Annotated in this window: 15 protein-coding genes; 5 read left to right on the top strand and 10 right to left on the bottom strand. The window is 70.2% G+C overall.

What is annotated here, in order from left to right; genetic code table 11:
• Positions 1 to 135: 135 nt before the first annotated feature.
• The 7 genes from KAG51_RS00075 to KAG51_RS00045 form a co-directional block, all read right to left on the bottom strand.
• Entirely contained in the window at positions 136 to 1,014 is an 879-nt protein-coding gene (locus KAG51_RS00075; RefSeq protein ID WP_290579363.1) for a type II secretion system F family protein, read from the bottom strand.
• A 9-nt stretch (positions 1,015 to 1,023) separates the two neighbouring features.
• Complete coding sequence (locus KAG51_RS00070) at positions 1,024 to 1,962, bottom strand: type II secretion system F family protein (RefSeq protein ID WP_290579695.1); 939 nt, start codon at positions 1,960 to 1,962, stop codon at positions 1,024 to 1,026.
• A 2-nt stretch (positions 1,963 to 1,964) separates the two neighbouring features.
• Complete coding sequence (locus KAG51_RS00065) at positions 1,965 to 3,359, bottom strand: CpaF family protein (protein WP_290579361.1); 1,395 nt, start codon at positions 3,357 to 3,359, stop codon at positions 1,965 to 1,967.
• The gene (locus tag KAG51_RS00060) at positions 3,359 to 4,555 is read right to left on the bottom strand and encodes a P-loop NTPase (protein ID WP_290579359.1); all 1,197 of its coding nucleotides are present in this window, start codon (positions 4,553 to 4,555) and stop codon (positions 3,359 to 3,361) included. The genes KAG51_RS00065 and KAG51_RS00060 overlap by 1 nt, the downstream gene beginning before the upstream one ends.
• Entirely contained in the window at positions 4,552 to 5,232 is a 681-nt protein-coding gene (gene cpaB / locus KAG51_RS00055) for a Flp pilus assembly protein CpaB (protein ID WP_290579357.1), read from the bottom strand. The genes KAG51_RS00060 and cpaB overlap by 4 nt, the downstream gene beginning before the upstream one ends.
• 147 nt (positions 5,233 to 5,379) lie before the next feature.
• Entirely contained in the window at positions 5,380 to 5,583 is a 204-nt protein-coding gene (locus KAG51_RS00050) for a Flp family type IVb pilin (protein WP_290579355.1), read from the bottom strand.
• A gap of 142 nt (positions 5,584 to 5,725) precedes the next feature.
• A complete protein-coding gene (locus KAG51_RS00045; protein WP_290579353.1) occupies positions 5,726 to 5,887 on the bottom strand; it encodes a hypothetical protein in 162 nt (53 codons plus the stop codon).
• Positions 5,888 to 6,225: 338 nt separating this feature from the next.
• Between KAG51_RS00045 and KAG51_RS00040 the strand changes: the two genes are divergently transcribed.
• From KAG51_RS00040 to KAG51_RS00025, 4 genes are all read left to right on the top strand, one after another.
• Positions 6,226 to 6,711, top strand: coding sequence for a TadE/TadG family type IV pilus assembly protein (locus tag KAG51_RS00040; RefSeq protein WP_290579351.1), 486 nt, complete (start codon positions 6,226 to 6,228; stop codon positions 6,709 to 6,711).
• A complete protein-coding gene (locus KAG51_RS00035) occupies positions 6,708 to 8,303 on the top strand; it encodes a pilus assembly protein TadG-related protein (protein ID WP_363316117.1) in 1,596 nt (531 codons plus the stop codon). The genes KAG51_RS00040 and KAG51_RS00035 overlap by 4 nt, the downstream gene beginning before the upstream one ends.
• An 85-nt stretch (positions 8,304 to 8,388) precedes the next feature.
• Positions 8,389 to 8,940 carry a sigma-70 family RNA polymerase sigma factor gene (locus KAG51_RS00030; protein WP_290579347.1) on the top strand — a complete coding sequence of 184 codons (552 nt, stop codon included), beginning with the start codon at positions 8,389 to 8,391 and terminating at the stop codon, positions 8,938 to 8,940.
• A complete protein-coding gene (locus KAG51_RS00025) occupies positions 8,937 to 9,932 on the top strand; it encodes a DUF4349 domain-containing protein (RefSeq protein WP_290579345.1) in 996 nt (331 codons plus the stop codon). Before KAG51_RS00030 ends, KAG51_RS00025 begins: the two co-directional genes overlap by 4 nt.
• Before the next feature lie 36 nt (positions 9,933 to 9,968).
• Here KAG51_RS00025 and KAG51_RS00020 read toward each other — a convergent pair whose 3' ends face one another.
• From KAG51_RS00020 to KAG51_RS00010, 3 genes are all read right to left on the bottom strand, one after another.
• Positions 9,969 to 10,607, bottom strand: a complete 639-nt coding sequence (locus KAG51_RS00020; protein WP_290579343.1) for an anti-sigma factor — start codon at positions 10,605 to 10,607, stop codon at positions 9,969 to 9,971.
• On the bottom strand, positions 10,604 to 11,170 hold the full coding sequence (locus KAG51_RS00015) for a sigma-70 family RNA polymerase sigma factor (protein WP_290579341.1): 567 nt from the start codon (positions 11,168 to 11,170) through the stop codon (positions 10,604 to 10,606). Before KAG51_RS00015 ends, KAG51_RS00020 begins: the two co-directional genes overlap by 4 nt.
• 145 nt (positions 11,171 to 11,315) lie before the next feature.
• The gene (locus KAG51_RS00010; protein ID WP_290579339.1) at positions 11,316 to 13,871 is read right to left on the bottom strand and encodes a right-handed parallel beta-helix repeat-containing protein; all 2,556 of its coding nucleotides are present in this window, start codon (positions 13,869 to 13,871) and stop codon (positions 11,316 to 11,318) included.
• 28 nt (positions 13,872 to 13,899) lie between these two features.
• On the opposite strand from KAG51_RS00010, the gene KAG51_RS00005 reads away from it, so the two are divergent.
• Positions 13,900 to 14,850 (top strand): L,D-transpeptidase family protein, encoded by a 951-nt coding sequence (locus tag KAG51_RS00005; protein WP_290579337.1) that lies wholly within the window; start codon positions 13,900 to 13,902, stop codon positions 14,848 to 14,850.
• The last annotated feature ends 274 nt before the right edge of the window (positions 14,851 to 15,124 follow it).

Raw genomic sequence — 15,124 nt, 5'->3', positions numbered from 1 at the left:
GTGATCTGTCAAATGCGCCGAGCGGAGCGAGGCAGCGAGCCACAGATCGCCCGCAACGACACGAACCCGAACCCACCTCCCTCACAGGATGGGTCCGGGCCGTGCCCCCGAGGGAGCGGGTTCATGGGGCGTGGGTCAGTTCTGTGCGTACGCCGACACCACGGCAGGTCCGAGCACGATGACGAACAGCACCGGCAGGACGCAGAGCATCAAGGGAATCAGGATCTTGACGGGAACCTTCTGGGCCTGGGCCTCGGCCCGCATCTTCCGCGCGTGCCGCAGCTCCACGGCCTGGCTCCGCACGACTGAGGAGATCGAGATGCCGTACTCCTCGGCCTGCACGACGGCCCGACAGAAGTTGCGCAGGTCGTCGACGGTCGTGCGGTCGGCGAGGGCCAGGTAGGCCTCCCGCCGCGACAGGCCCACGGTCATGTCCTGCGTCAGCCGCAGGATCTCCTCGGCCAGGGGACCGGAGTTGCGTTCGGCCGCGCGCCCCAGGGCCTGCTCGAATCCCACGCCGGCCTCGATCGAGATGACGATCTGGTCGAGCAGGTCGGGCAGCTCCTTCTGGATCAGGTGCTGGCGCTTGATCGCCAGGTTGTGGATCAGCAGGTCGGGCACGAAGTAGCCCAGCGGGACCATCGCGAGCCCGAACAGCACCAGCATGGCCGACCCGTTCGCGACCATGACCAGGAAGAAGAAGATCCCGAAGGCCAGGCCGATCGGCTTGTAGAGCACGACCTTGTCGAGCGACCACGAGTCAGGCCGGCCCGCCAGCACGAGGTTGCGTTCGACCTTGTCGAGCATCCGCTGCGGCGTGAGGCTGGCGAGAAAGCCGCGCGGCAGGCGGTTGACCGTCATGACGCGTTTGCCCGAGGCCTTCTTCTTCTCGGGGCGTTCGGCGAGGGCGCGGGCGCGACGCTGGACCTCGCCATTGGGGGTCGCGACGACACCGAGACCCACGGCGAGGGCCGAGAGCGAACCGAGCAGCAGGACGGCGGCGATGAGAATCATGACATCTCCTCAGAACTCGATCCGGACGATGGAGCGCATCCAGAAGCCGCCGAGGACGTAGGCCACGAGGCTCCCGGCGAGCAGCAACTTCCCGATCCCGGAGTCGATGAACACCGCCATCTGGTCGCCGGCCACGAGTGTGTAGTAGCCGCCGATCAGCACCGGCAGGGCCATCAGGATCATGGCCGAGAGCCGACCCTCGGCCGAGAGCGAGATCACCTGCATGCGCACGTGCTGACGGTCGCGGATCGTCGCGGCGACCTGGTCGAGGATCTCGTTGAGGTTGCCGCCGGTCTCGCGCTGCGCCCCGATCGCGGCGCCCACCCACCGAAAGTCCTCGCTCTGCATGCGCATCGCCACCTCGTCCAAGGAGACCAGGATGTCGCGACCGACGCGGGTCTCGTTGACCACGCGGGCCAGCTCGGGTCCCATCGGCGCGTCCGACTCCTTGGCCACCGCGTCGAGCGCCCGCGGGAAGCTGTGCCCGGCCCGCAGCGAGGCCGCCATCATCTGCAGCGTGCCCGGCAGCTGGTCGGAGAACCGGCGGCGAACGCGCGCCGTGCGCCACCGCACCGCGATCTTCGTCATGATCGGGACGGCCGCGGCCAGGAGCACGCCGATGACGATGCTGCCGAGCAGCAGCAGGCCGGCGGCGATCGCCACGACCGCTCCGCACCCCATCAGCACCACGAGACTCGGCACCGGCATCGCGATGCCCGCCATCGCGAGCTCCTCGGCCGTGAACAGGCGACCCCCGCTCTGCTTCATGGCCGTGTCGACCTTGCCCTCGACCGCCGTGGCGACGCGATTGAGCACGGTCGGCTGCTCGACCACGGCGTAGGCCGCGACCCGTTGCCGGTCGACGCGCCGCACGGGACCTCCGGAGAGGCCGATCCAGAACGACGTGAGAGCCCCGATGATCAGGAGCAAGGCGAGGACGACCAGCATCGTCACCACCCCCCGTGGTCGGAGAGGTTGGCGAGGTCGAAGTGGATGCCCTCGTCGGCGAACCGCTCGCTGAAGCGCGGCCGGACCCCGGTCGGCTTCGCGTGGCCGAGGAACTTGCCGTGCTCGTCGACACCGGCGGCGAAGTTGAACGTGAACACGTCCTGGAGCACCACGGTGTCGCCCTCCATGCCGAGCACCTCCGTGACGTGGGTGATGCGCCGGCTGCCGTCGCGCAGACGGGCGATCTGCACGATCAGGTCGACCGCGGAGGCTCCCTGCTCGCGGATCGCCCGCAGCGGGAGATCCATGCCGGCCATCAGCACGAGAGTCTCCAAGCGCGCCATCGCGTCCCGCGGGCTGTTGGCGTGCAGGGTCGAGAGCGAGCCGTCGTGGCCCGTGTTCATGGCCTGCAGCATGTCGAGCGCCTCCCCGCCACGGACCTCGCCCACGACGATGCGGTCGGGTCGCATGCGCAGCGAGTTGCGCACGAGGTCACGGATCTTGACCTCGCCGGCGCCCTCGATGTTGGGGGGCCGGCTCTCGAGACGCACCACGTGAGGCTGCTGGAGGTTGAGCTCCACCGCGTCCTCGATCGTCACGATGCGATCCCCCGGCGGGATGAAGGCCGAGAGCACGTTGAGCAGGGTCGTCTTGCCGGTGCCGGTACCACCGCTCACCAGGATGTTGAGCTTCGCGAGCACGCAGGCCTCGAGCAGCCTGGCCATCTGCTCGGTCATGCTGCCGTACGCCACGAGATCGCTGACCTGGAGCGGCGTCTTGGAGAACTTGCGGATCGTGAGCGACGAGCCGTCGACCGCGAGGGGCGGGATGACGGCGTTGACGCGCGAGCCGTCGGCCAGACGCGCGTCGACCAGAGGCGACGACTCGTCGACGCGGCGCCCGATGCGCGACACGATCCGGTCGATCACGCGGCGCAGGTGGTCCTCGGACGTGAACCGCATCGCCGCGAGCGTGAGCTTTCCGCCGCGCTCCACGTACACCTGGTCGTAGCGGTTGACCATGATCTCGGTGACGCTGTCGTCAGCCAGCAGGCGTTCGAGCGGGCCGAGGCCGAGCGCGTCGTTCTCGACGTCACGCACCAGCCGCCGCCGCTCGTCGGGCGAGAGCAGCTGCTGGTCCTCCTCGATGATCTCGGTCAGCTCGTCACGCACGATCTCGTGCAGCTGCTCGTCGGTCAGGGACGAGTCGTTGACCCGCGTGCCGAGTCGCTCGAAGAGAGCTACCGAGGTCCGGGTCTTGATCTCGGCGAAGGCCTCGTTGGCCGCCGACATCGCCGCGATCGAACCATCGAGGTCCGGCGCGTCCTCGACCTCCACGGCCTCGAGCCGGGCCGCACTCATCTCGCGCGCTGTCGCGAGCCGGTCACTGAGCGCCATCAGGCCACCTCCAACCTCTTGTGACCGGGCTTGGACTCCATCTCCCGCGCACGGTCGAAGATCCGCTTCGCCAGGCTGCGGATCGACTTCACGAACGGACCGCTCTTCATGACGGTCAGGACCGGCACCCCGCGGTTGGCGGCCGCCTGCACCTCGGGCGTGCGCGGCAGCACGATGTCGACCGGCAGGCCGATGACGGCCTCGACGTCCTTGATCCGCAGTCCCGACTGCTTGTCGGCGAAGTTGACGGCCACGTACTTCGAGGCGGGCAGCAGGGTGAGCTCTCCGAGCAGCTCCACGGCCTTGCGCACGCTGCGCAGGCACGCCATGTCCATCGTGGTCACGACCACGGCGTCGTGGCTGACCTCGAGCGCCGCGAGCGTCGCGTCGTCCAGGCCGGCCGAGGTGTCGACCACGACGTAGCGGAACTGCGACTGCAGCTGGCGGATGAGCTCGGCGACGTCTGCGCCCGACACGTTGTCGTTCGCGGCGGGCGACTCGGCACCGCACAGCACGTAGAAGCCCCGGTCGTGCACCGTCAGGAACGTCTTGAGGAGCAAACTGTCGCGCCCCCCCGCCTTGAAGGCGTCCTCCAAGGTGTGAGTGGGGTGCAGGTCCAGCACCGTCGACACGTCGCCGAACATCAGGTCGAGATCCACGAGCACGACGTCCATCGGCGACTGCTCGGCCAGGGCCACCGCGAGGTTGACCGAGATGTTGGTCTTGCCCACGCCGCCCTTCGGCGAGAGCACCGTGATGGTGCGGGACGTGAAGTCGACGGGCTGCGACGGGCGCGACGGCGCCAGGCCGGCGGCGTTCGCGCCGCCCTGGCTGTCGAGCGTGGCCCGCAGGTTGGACAGGAACGTCGCGTCCTCCAGCGACGACGCGACGTCACGGATGCCGGCGCGCATGGCCTCGATCAGCACCGGGGCCTCGCCGTTCGAGACGAGCACCATCACGATGTCGGGTCGCACCGCGTGCACCTCGGCCGCCATCGAGATCGACCGCTCGAAGGGCACCTCGTCGGTGAACACCATGACGCCCGGCAGCTGAGCGGCGTCCATGCCCCGCAGCAGACTCACGCTCGGAGCCGAGACCGAGGCCGCGCTCAGAGCCACCGCGCGGTAGCCGATGGCGGCGCCGATGTTCTCGGCCGTCTCGTCGTCCGTGCCGACGACCAGCACGATGCCGATCACGGGGCCACCCCCGTCTGGTTGATCGTGCCGGGGCCGTTGACGTCGGTCGTGTCGTTCTGGAGGGTCATCCAGATCGTGCCGAACTCCGACGCGTTCACGATCTGCTGCGCCTGCAGCGTGTCGACCGCGACCGTCACGAGCGTCCCGGTGGCGGCCTCTGACCCGGCCACACCGGTGTCGACCCGCAGCACCAACAGCTGGTTGATCGGGTTCGAGGTGACCTGGCCGGCCTGGTACGACGTGAACACACCCACGCGATCGCCGACCTTGACGGCACCGCCGACGAACCGCGCGCCGTCGATCTGGATCGTGAGCTCCTGCATCCCGTCCGGCAGCGCGGCGGGGCCCTTGACCGACTCCGGGTCGTCGAACTTCGCTTCGGACAGCTGGTCACCGGCCACCATCGCGACGGCGGTGACCTGCCCTTCGAGGTCGTCGAGCGAGGCGAGCGCGCCCGGGACCTGGACCGACTTGGGGATCTTGACCAGCTCGACCTTGCCGGCGAGCTCGCTGGCCGGCGTCTTGACCGGAATGTCCTCCGTGGCCTGCAGGACCTCGACGGTCTCGGTGCCCTCCAGGGCCCGGTCATCGGCGTTATTGGCGTAGACGACCAGTGCGACGACGGCCAGCAGGGCCAGGACCGCCGCCACGATGATGGCGATGACTTGCTTCTTCATCTCTGCTCCCTCAGATCTGAAGTGGAACCGCCGGCGTCTCCCTACGCCAGCGGGGTGACCGCGCGAGGGCGGTCGGGGACTCGAAGTCCCAAAAAGCTGCCGGGGCGTGGCGGGCAGCTGCCCGCCACGCCCCGGCCAGGATGTCGATCAGGCCGGGGCCGTGCCACCGATGTTCGTGAGAACGGTGGTGAAGGCGGTCCGAATCTGCGTGCCGAGCAGAGCAACGACGGCGACGATCACGGCGGCGATCAGGGCGACCAGCAGGCCGTACTCGACGGCGGTCGCACCCTTCTCGTCACGCTTCGGCGCGGTGGCGATGAACGACAGCATCGTGGCGTAGAGCTTGGTCATGATATTTCTCCCTCAGTGTTGTTCCAGTCACCGTGTGGTGACTCTCCCTGGGAAGAAACGTAGGGGGACTAACGACTCGTCGGCCATAGAAGTTACGGGCCATCTTGGCGTAGTCCGTTGCGACTAGATGATGTGACCCACGTCACCCACCGACGGGGAAGGCGACCTCGTACAGCGCCGGCACGAGCTCGCCGAGCAGCATCACGCCACCGACGACGACGCCGGCCACGAATGCGACCAGGAGCGCGTACTCAAGGGCGCTGGCACCACGATCGTCGGGGCTCGAGCCCTGCGAGGGTTCCATGGGGTCCCTCCTCCCTCGGTCGACTCGACTGTAGACCCGAGCTGGGGCGGTGTCCGCCGATTCGCGCTCCTGCGAAAGGTCCCGTCACAGCCCGGGACTCAGCACGCGCCGCGCACCTGGTCATCACCACTGACCTGGACCTGGTCGCCCGAACCCGGGAGCCCCAGTCGTTTCCGGTGGTTTAGTCCCAAAGGACCAGTGACCCTCCTCACCTCAGTACCTAGTATCGGGCGGGTAGTAGGTCCCGTGAGCGGTGGGGAGACCGCCCACGGAGCACGACCTGCGACCCGCCCCTGAGGAGAGACAGGAGCGGAGCAGACAACACAGGGAGAGTTGTCATGACTCGACGACGCCATCGTGAGGACGGCGTGGCAGCGGTGGAGTTCGCCCTCATCGCGCCACTGTTCATCGCCCTCGTCTTCGGCATCATCAGCTACGGCTACATGCTGAGCTTTCGCCAGGGCATGAGTCAGGCGGCAGCCGAAGGAGCGCGGGTCTTCGCCGTGGCTCCGACGGTCGGCGTCAGCACGACCGGAAGCCTGAGCACGAAGGATGCCGCCATCGCGGCGATCAACCGCAGCCTCAGCTCGTACAGCGTCACGTGCACGGCGGCCGGCACCCTGACGAGGAACGGGGCGACCGTCGGCACGTGCTCGGTCCCGTCGACGGCTACCGCGTGCACGAACAACGCCGCCACGAAGTGCGTCAAGGTCGACCTCCGCTACTCGTACCGGGCGAATCCGCTGATCCCGTCATTCCCCGGCCTGGGCGTCGTCCTGCCTGAGACCCTCATCTACAACACCACGGTGCAGGTCAACTCATGAGGTCTCCGCGACTCTCGCGTCGCCACGATCGGGACGAGAGCGGAGCCATCGTCCCGATGGCCGCCCTTCTGATGGTCGTGGTCCTCGCCTTCACGGCCTTCGCGGTCGATCTCGGGCTGCAACGCGCGGCGGTCCGCGACATGCAGGCCGTCGCCGATGCCGTCGCGCTCGACACGGCCCGCGATCCGGGGCTGACGAGCTGCGACCAGACGGCACTGACAGCAGCGGCGACCAAGAGCCTGGCGCGGCAGGGGACATCGATCGGCCGGTCCTCGCCCTTGGTCGTGACCCCCGGACATCTCGATCCCACCACCCGGCAGTTCGTCGCCGGGTCGAATGCCGGCGCCTGCGACGCCGTCCGCATCGTGGCCGCGACCACGGTCGACTTCGCGTTCGCCCCGGTGATCGGCACCGACTCCGGCCGCGCCTCCCGCGCGGCCGTCGGGTCGACCGACGCGCCCGCCGTCTGCTTCTCCGCGGGCACGACGGCCCTGGTGCTGAACACCAACCAGAGCGCGCTCGGACCGATCCTCAGGAACATCCTCACGATCAACCTCGGACTCGTCGGCTACGACAGCGGTCTCGTCGGCCTCCACGGCCTCTCGATCCCGATCGCCGAGCTGGACACGGCGCTCAAGGCCGGCACTGGTCACGCCCTTGTCGACAACGCGAACGTCTCGCTCGGCGGGTTCCTCCTCGCCAGTGCTTCCGTCCTGGAGCAGCACGGCAACGCGGTCCGGGCGCAGGTGCTCCGGACCCTCGCCGCCAATGTCGGGGCGCTGACGATCAGCGTGACCGACATCCTCAACCTGGGCACAAGCGGCGCGTCAGGCCTGACCACGACGGTCGACGCCCTCGACCTCGTGGGTTCGGCCATCGTGAGCGCCGCAGTGGAGGCGTCGAACGGCAAGAATGCCCTCAACATCTCCAGCCTCGGGCTGTCCGTCGGACCGGTCAGCCTCGCCGACGCCAAGATCACGGTCATCGAACCGCCCCAGATCGCGTGCGGCAAGGTCGGGGTACAGGCCAAGACCGCGCAGGTCCGCGTCGACCTGCAGACCGGACTCAGCACCGGCGGGCTGGGGATCCAGGCGGCCAACCTGTCCTTGGGGGTCAGGGTCGCGTCGGGCACGGCCACCCTGAGCCGGCTCAACTGCAGCGGCAACCCGAGCGCATCCATCGTGGGAGACACCTCCGTGGCGAGTGTCGTCGGCTACGGCGGCACGGGCAGCGCGCGGCTCACGGTGCTGCAGCTCTGGCCGCTGCCTGCGATCCAGGTCGGCCTCACGGGTGGAGTCGCCCAATCGAGCTCCGAGCAGTCGTTCACCTACCCTCCTCAGGCCGATGGGTCCTCCCCCGGCATGCGGACCTACGGCAGCGCGGTGAACCTCAAGCTTCGGATCACCGACGACAGCCTGCTGGGCCTCGGGACCCTCCTCGGTCTCGTCGTCAACCCGGTGCTCTCACTGGCCAACTCGGTCGTCGAACCCCTGCTGGACCCTGTCCTGTCCCTGCTCGGCATTCGCCTCGGAACGATGGACGTCACGATGCTCGGCCGCCCCTCGTGCAACGGCGTTCGCCTGGTCGGGTGAGCGTCCGGACCGTCTTCGTCTCGGGTGAGACGGCCCGGTGCCCTCCGGACACCTATGGTCAGATCGACCTGACGGAAGGTGTGCCGTGGACGACGTGACCGACGCGACGCTGATCCGTCGCGCCCGCACGGGCGACCGTGGCGCGTTCGGCGAGCTGTACGACCGCCACGTGCGCCCCGTGTACTGGCAGGCGTACGCCGTGCTCGGCAACGCTTCGGCCGCTGAGGACGCGACCCAGGAGACCTTCGTGACCGCCTGGCGGCGGCTCGGCGCGATCTCGACCGCCGGGTCGGCGCTCCCCTGGCTGCTGGTCACGGCACGGTACGTCGCCCTCAACGCCCGCCGGGGCACCGTCCGACGCGAGCGGCGCACGACCGAGCTGCCGGACGAGATCGTGGCCGCGGACGACGTGCCTGCCATCGTCGAGGCCGCCGACGTGCGGGCCGAGATCGACCGCGCCGTCGCGGGGCTGGCCGACACCGACCGCGCACTGTACGAGCTGTGTCTCGAGGACGGCCTGACCTACGCCGAGGCCGCCGAGCGGCTCGGCCTGACCCATGCCTCCGTCCGCAACCGGCTCTCCCGCCTGCGCGCCCGGCTGCGTTCCGACCTTCGAGCCCTCCGGGAGACCGCATGAGCACCGGCACCGTCCTCGACGACCAGCGCATCGACGACATCCGCACCCGCGTCATGGCCGATGTCGACGCCGACATCCGCCGGCGCGGCCGCCGCACTCGCGTCGCCGCCGGTGGCGTTGCCGCTGCCGTGGTCGCGGTCGGACTGGTGGTGGGCACCGCCGCGATCACCACCGAGACCGGGGCGACGAGCGAATTCTCGTCGTTCCCCGCACCGGCGTCAGGGCCCGAGATCTCGCCGGACGTCCTGAGCTATCGCGACGACACCCCGGTACCGGCCGACCTCAGCGACCTCACGGCGACCGAGGGCCAGGGACCGCAGGTGCTCCCGGCCGAGCCGGGAACAGCAGCCGAGCGGAGTGTCGTCACGACCGGCGCCGCAGCCGTCGTCGTCGACGACCCGGCGGGCGCCGCCACCGACTTCGGCACGTGGGTCGAGGGCGCAGGGGGCCGGATCGACAGCCGGTCGGACCAGAAGGCCCGCACGTCTCTGACCGTGCGGGTGCCCGCCGGTGGTGTCAACGGCGCACTGGACGAGCTGCGAGACCTGGGCGAGCTCGAGTCGTCGTCGCTCGACCGCGTCGACGTCACCGCCCAGGTCGTGGACCTCGATGCACGCATCGCGGCGCTGCAGACCTCGATCGCCCGCCTCACCGCGATCCTCAGCGAGGCGACGACCACGGCCGACGTCGTCGCGGCCGAGTCGAACCTGACGCAGCGCCAGGCCGAGCTCGACGGGCTGGTCGCCCAGCGCAGTGCCCTGGGGGAGCAGGTCGACCTCGCCTCCCTCTCGGTGAGCTTCGCGGAGACGCCGACGACCGCCACGGTCGAGCCCGACGGCTTCCTCGGCGGTCTGCGCACCGGCTGGAACAGCGTCGTGGGGACCGTCAACGGCGTCGTCACTGCGGCTGGCGTGGCCACCCCGTGGCTCGCGATCGTGCTCGTGCTCGGTGTCGGTGCGTGGGTCATCGCCCGTCGTCGGCGGACGCACTGAGGACGTTCACGGGCTCACCACCCTGGCGGGAGTCGGTCAGTCGATCAGGTCGACCGGGCCCGACGCCACCAGGTCGCCGGACGGAGCCGGTGACCCGTCGCGCGGTTCACGCGTGATCCGGATCTCGCTCGTGGTGCGGGGATCGACCGCGGCGTGCAGCACGACGACGGTGTTGCCTTCGTCGTCCGGATGGAACGTGCCCGCCGAGACCCACGTCGAGCCGCTCTCGTCGCTCAGGAACCACAGCTCGTAGTACTGCTCGTACGGCACGACCGGCAACGTGTCGGAGCTCAGCGTGATGATGCGTCCCTCAGGTGCTGCGGCACCCTCGATCGCGACGCGCGCCCCGGCCGGGCCGCTCAGCTCGGCCACGAACTCGTCCGAGCCGCGAGCCAGGAGACCGTCGTCACCACCACGGATCGAGGTGGCGACGCCCACGCCGATGCCGGCACCCGCGACGACGAGTGCCACGGCTGCGGCAAGCAGACGCCACCCGCCGCGCGCCGGTCGACGACGCGAGGCGGCCACGTGGTCGCGCAACGCGGCCACCTGCTCCGAGGTCGGTCCGGCGCCCGAGTCGGGGAACGCCCGCCGAAGCTCCGCACCGAGGAAGCGCTCGAGCTCCGCCTCGGCGTCATTCATGTCGTCGGCCGGGCCTTCGTCCTCGTGCGTCATGCGTCCACCTCCTCGATGAGCGTCCGGAGGCGCGCGAGCGCCCGGGAATTAGCCTGCCTGACCGCGCCGTGCCCCTTCTTCAGGACCGCGGCCACCTCGGCGACCGAGAGCTCGGCGACCTGCCGGAGCCAGAGCACTTCCTGGTCGTCGACCGAGAGTCTCTCGAAGGCCGTCCGTACCGACCCGACCTGTTCATCGCGCAGCACGTGCTCGAGCGGACCTCGGTCGTCCGCCACCTCGGCCAGTCCGAGCGGGCTTCCGGCGACCGGACGTTCCCGCTCCTGTCGGCCCGAGCGCCGAATCTGCTCCAGCACCACCAGGCGCAGGATCCCGTAGAGCCAGGCCTCGACCCGGGCCCCCTGGTCGGCGAGGTCGTCGATCCGGTCGACCGCGCGGGCCAGGCACTCGCTAACCGCGTCGTGCGGGTCGTAGCCGCTGGGCAGCCGGCGGCGCGCGTACTCCACGAGGCGCGAGTACGACCGTCGGTAGACGGTCTCCCAGGCGTCAGGATCGAGATCGCGGAACCGGGTCAGCAGGTCACGCTCCGACGTGCCTGACTCCACGGACCCGATGATACGCACCCGCGCTGCTCCCTTCCTCCGCCGCACGCTCCGGCACCTCATGCTCGGCGCGTCCGACCACGCCGTCACGAGGTCGGCGTACGTGACGACCAGTCCCCTGGCCCTGACGCACGCCGACCTCGTGGAGTCAGCCCGTGTAGGTGGGCTGGCGGGTGGTGGCCCGCGCCGGAGCCGCCGGCGCGCCACCGTCGTTGCCGGCTCGGTCGCCGCCGCCGTCAGCGGCCGCGCCGACCTCGACGGCACCGGCGTCCGGCGCCGCACCGACCACGCGGGCGAACCCACGCTGATCGGTGTCGAGGTCACCCAGACCGTCGACGCCCGCCTCGATCGCCGGGCTACCGGCTGCGGGCAGGTGGGTCGGGGTCGGACCACCGTTGTCAGCCAACGCCCCGAGCCGCGGGTCGTCGGTCTGCACGTCGCTGTCGTCGTCGGTGTCGACGGCCGTGCCCACGACGTTGCCGCCGAGGGATGTGACGGCGGTGACGGCGTCGTCACCGTCGTTGCCCGACAGGATGCTGTTGCCCAGCGTCACGGGTCCGGCCGTACCGGTCGAGTTGTCCGTGACGGTCACCTGGATCAACGTCGTGGCGTCGTCAGCAGCGCCGGGATCGGTCGCCACACCGCCGCCGACGGCAGCCGTGTTCGCGCTGATCGTGCTGCCCTCGACGGTGAGGTCACCACCGACGTTGTACAGCGCGCCACCCTGGCCGGCGGTCGTGTTGGCGGTCAGCGTGGTGCGCGTGACCGTCATCGTCCCGGTACCGGAGTTCCACAGACCGCCACCCTGGTTGGTGGCGCTGTTCTGGCTGACCAGCGAGGCGTCCACGGTGACCGTGCCGGCACCGGTCAGGTGCAGGCCGCCGCCGTTGCCGGGGCCGGAGCCCGTCGAGTTGCCCTGCAGCAGCACGTCGCTCACCGTCGTGACCGACCCGTCGCCCGTGGCCTCGATGCCACCGCCGGCGCGGACCGCGTCGTTGCCGAGGATGTCGGTACCGGTGACCGTCAGGGTTCCGCCGCCGGCGTTGAGGATGCCGCCGCCCGAGCCAGCTGCACCGTCGGCGCTGTTGCCCTCGATGACCGAGCCCTCGACCGACAGCTCGCCGCCGTCGTTGTGCAGGCCACCGCCGCCTGCATCCGCGGGGGCGCCCGAGGCGGTGTTGTTGCTGATCGTCGACGACGTGACCGTCATCGTGCCGGTGGCCGAGTTCCACAGTCCGCCGCCCTCGTTGGCGGCCAGGTTGCCCGCCACGACGACACCGTCGACGTCGACCGTGCCGGCGCCGGTCAGGTGAAGGCCACCGCCGTTGCCCGGTCCGGCACCCGCGACGTTCTCGCTGAGGCTGCCGCCCGAGATCGTCGTCGTGCTGCCCTCGGTGGCCTCGATGCCACCGCCGGCGCGCACCGCGGTGTTGTTGTCGATCGAGGAGCTCGTGACCTCGAGGGTGCCGCCGAGCGTGAGCACGCCACCTCCGGAACCGGCAGCGCCGTCAGCCTCGTTGCCCTCGATCGTGCTGCCGGAGATCTGCAGCGTGCCACCGTTGTTGAACAGTCCGCCGCCGCCGTCGTCCGCGCCGGCACCGGATGCGGTGTTGCCCGTGATCTCGGTGGTGGAGACCGTCATCGTGCCCGATCCGTTCCACAGGCCGCCGCCCTCGAGCGTCGCCGTGTTGCCCGTGACCGTCGAACCGGTGATCTCGGCATTGCCGGCACCCGTGATGTGCAGTCCGCCCCCGTTGCCCGGCGATCCGCCGGTGCTGTTGCTGTCGAGCGTCACACCGGACAGGTTGGTCGTGCCGACGTTGGCCTCGATGCCGCCGCCGGCTCGCACCGAGGTGTTGCCGGAGATCGTGGAGTTCTGCACCGTGACGGCGCTCTGGTCGTTCAGGATTCCGCCGCCCGATCCAGCGGCGCCATCGGCGACGTTCTCGGTGATCGACGCGTTGCGGACGGTGAGCGTTCCGCCCCCGGCCTCCTGGAAGAGGCCGCCGCCGCCCTGGTCGGCGGTGGCACCGGAGGCCGTGTTGCCGGTGACGGTGGTGCCGTCGACCGTCATCGTGCCGGCGCCGGAGTTCCACAGGCCACCACCCTCGGCGGCCGCGGTGTTGCCCGAGACGGTTCCGCCCGTGATCGAGACGGTGCCCGCGCCGGTCAGGTGGAGACCACCGCCGTTGCCCGGCGCCGCGCCGGTGGCGTTGTTCGTCAGGTCGGTGTTGGCCAGGGTCGTGGTGCTGCCGGCCGAGGCCTCGATCGCGCCACCGGCGCGATCGGCCGAGTTGTCGTCCAGGACGGAGCCGGAGATCGACAGCGTGCCGGCGTTCAGGAAGGCGCCGCCGGAGCCGCCGCCAGCGGCCGACGGGGCGTCACCGGGACGGCCACCGGTCACCGTGACGTCCGAGATGGTCAGGTCGCCACCGGCGAGCACGTGGAAGGCTCGATCGCCGAGGCCCGAGGCGTCGATCGTCGCCCCGTTGCCCTCGATCGTGATCTCGGTCGTGATGTCGAGGTCGCCCTCGGCGTCCGTCAGCGTGTAGGTGGCCCCGCTCTGGAGCGTGATGACGTCGGCCTCGCCGTTCGCCTCAGCCACGGCGATCGCGCCGCGCAACGTGGTCGGGTCGGCCGGGTCGTCGGCGGTGCTCGACGCGGTGAACGACGCGGCACTCGCCGTCGTCGGTATCGCGGTCATGACTCCTCCGACGAGGGCGGCTACCCCCGTGGCGAACATCCATCTGCGCATTGACTTGACCCTCTCGACGTTGGGCAAGGACGGCGGTCGCGCCCTCACGACCTACATGACCGTCGGGGCCGGTTCGTCACACGTGAATCTGCGGATCGTCCACGAGCGGATCACTGACCAGCAGGTTGAGGTGCCGGGTCGTAGCGTGTGGGCCATGACCGAGACCCCCGTGCCGCGGCTGACGCGTCGTTCGCTCTTCGCGGCTGCCGGTGGATTGGCGCTCGTCTCGCTCGTCGGCTGCTCCGACGACTCCGAGTCCGACGCCAAGCCCGGCCCGTCCCCCACCGCCACGAGCGACCCGGACGTGACCTCGGTCGCGACGTCGATCGTTCCCGCCCTCCAGGTGTACGACGCCCCGGGCGATCTGGACACCCCCGGCGGCGAGGGCGCCGAGGCCATGGTGCTGAACCGTGGCGACGAGGCCTCCGGCGAGGTCGTGCTGCTGGCGCTCGAGGTGGGCAGTGCGTGGCTGCACGTCCAGCTTCCGGTCCGACCGAACGGCACGACCGGCTACGTCCGAGCCCGCGACGTCCGGCTGAGCAACCACTCCTTCGCGATGGAGATCGCGCTCACCGACCACGAGCTGGTCGTGACGCAGGCGGGCGAGGAGGTGCTGCGCACGCCCGTGGGCGTGGGACGCACGGATCGACCGACGCCGGGCGGCGACTACTACATCAAGGAGCTCCTGCAGCCACCCGACCCGAACGGTGTCTACGGGCCGTACGCCTACGGCCTGTCGGGATACTCGAACGTCCTGACCGAGTTCGCCGGCGGCGAGGGGGTCATCGGCGTGCACGGGACGAACGAACCGGAGCTGGTCGGCTCCGACGCGAGCTCGGGATGCATCCGGCTGCCGAACGAGCAGATCACCGCCCTGGTCGAGACGATCGGTCTCCCCCTCGGCACCCCCGTCACCATCCGCGCCTGACGCTCCCGTCCGGCGCCACCACCCGACCGGTCGACGACTCCCCTCCACTGGCGAGCACCACCCTGCTGGTCGAGTGCACGCGAGCTCTGCGAGCGGCGTACCGAGACCCCCGCAGGTCACGGCACCCGCCCGCCACCGGCCGGCACCTCCGGGCACCGCCACCTGGCCGGGTCTCGATACGGGCCCTCGTTCCTCGGGCCCACTCGACCACCGGGGGCGCACCATCCCGCTGGTCGAGTGCACGCGAGCTCTGCGAGCGGCGTACCGAGACCCC

Origin of the sequence: Aeromicrobium sp. (assembly GCF_023146395.1) — a bacterium.
Classification (GTDB): Bacteria; Actinomycetota; Actinomycetes; order Propionibacteriales; family Nocardioidaceae; genus Aeromicrobium.
Note: the sequence above shows the minus strand (reverse complement) of the source record. Positions and strands in the feature narration are given on the sequence as shown.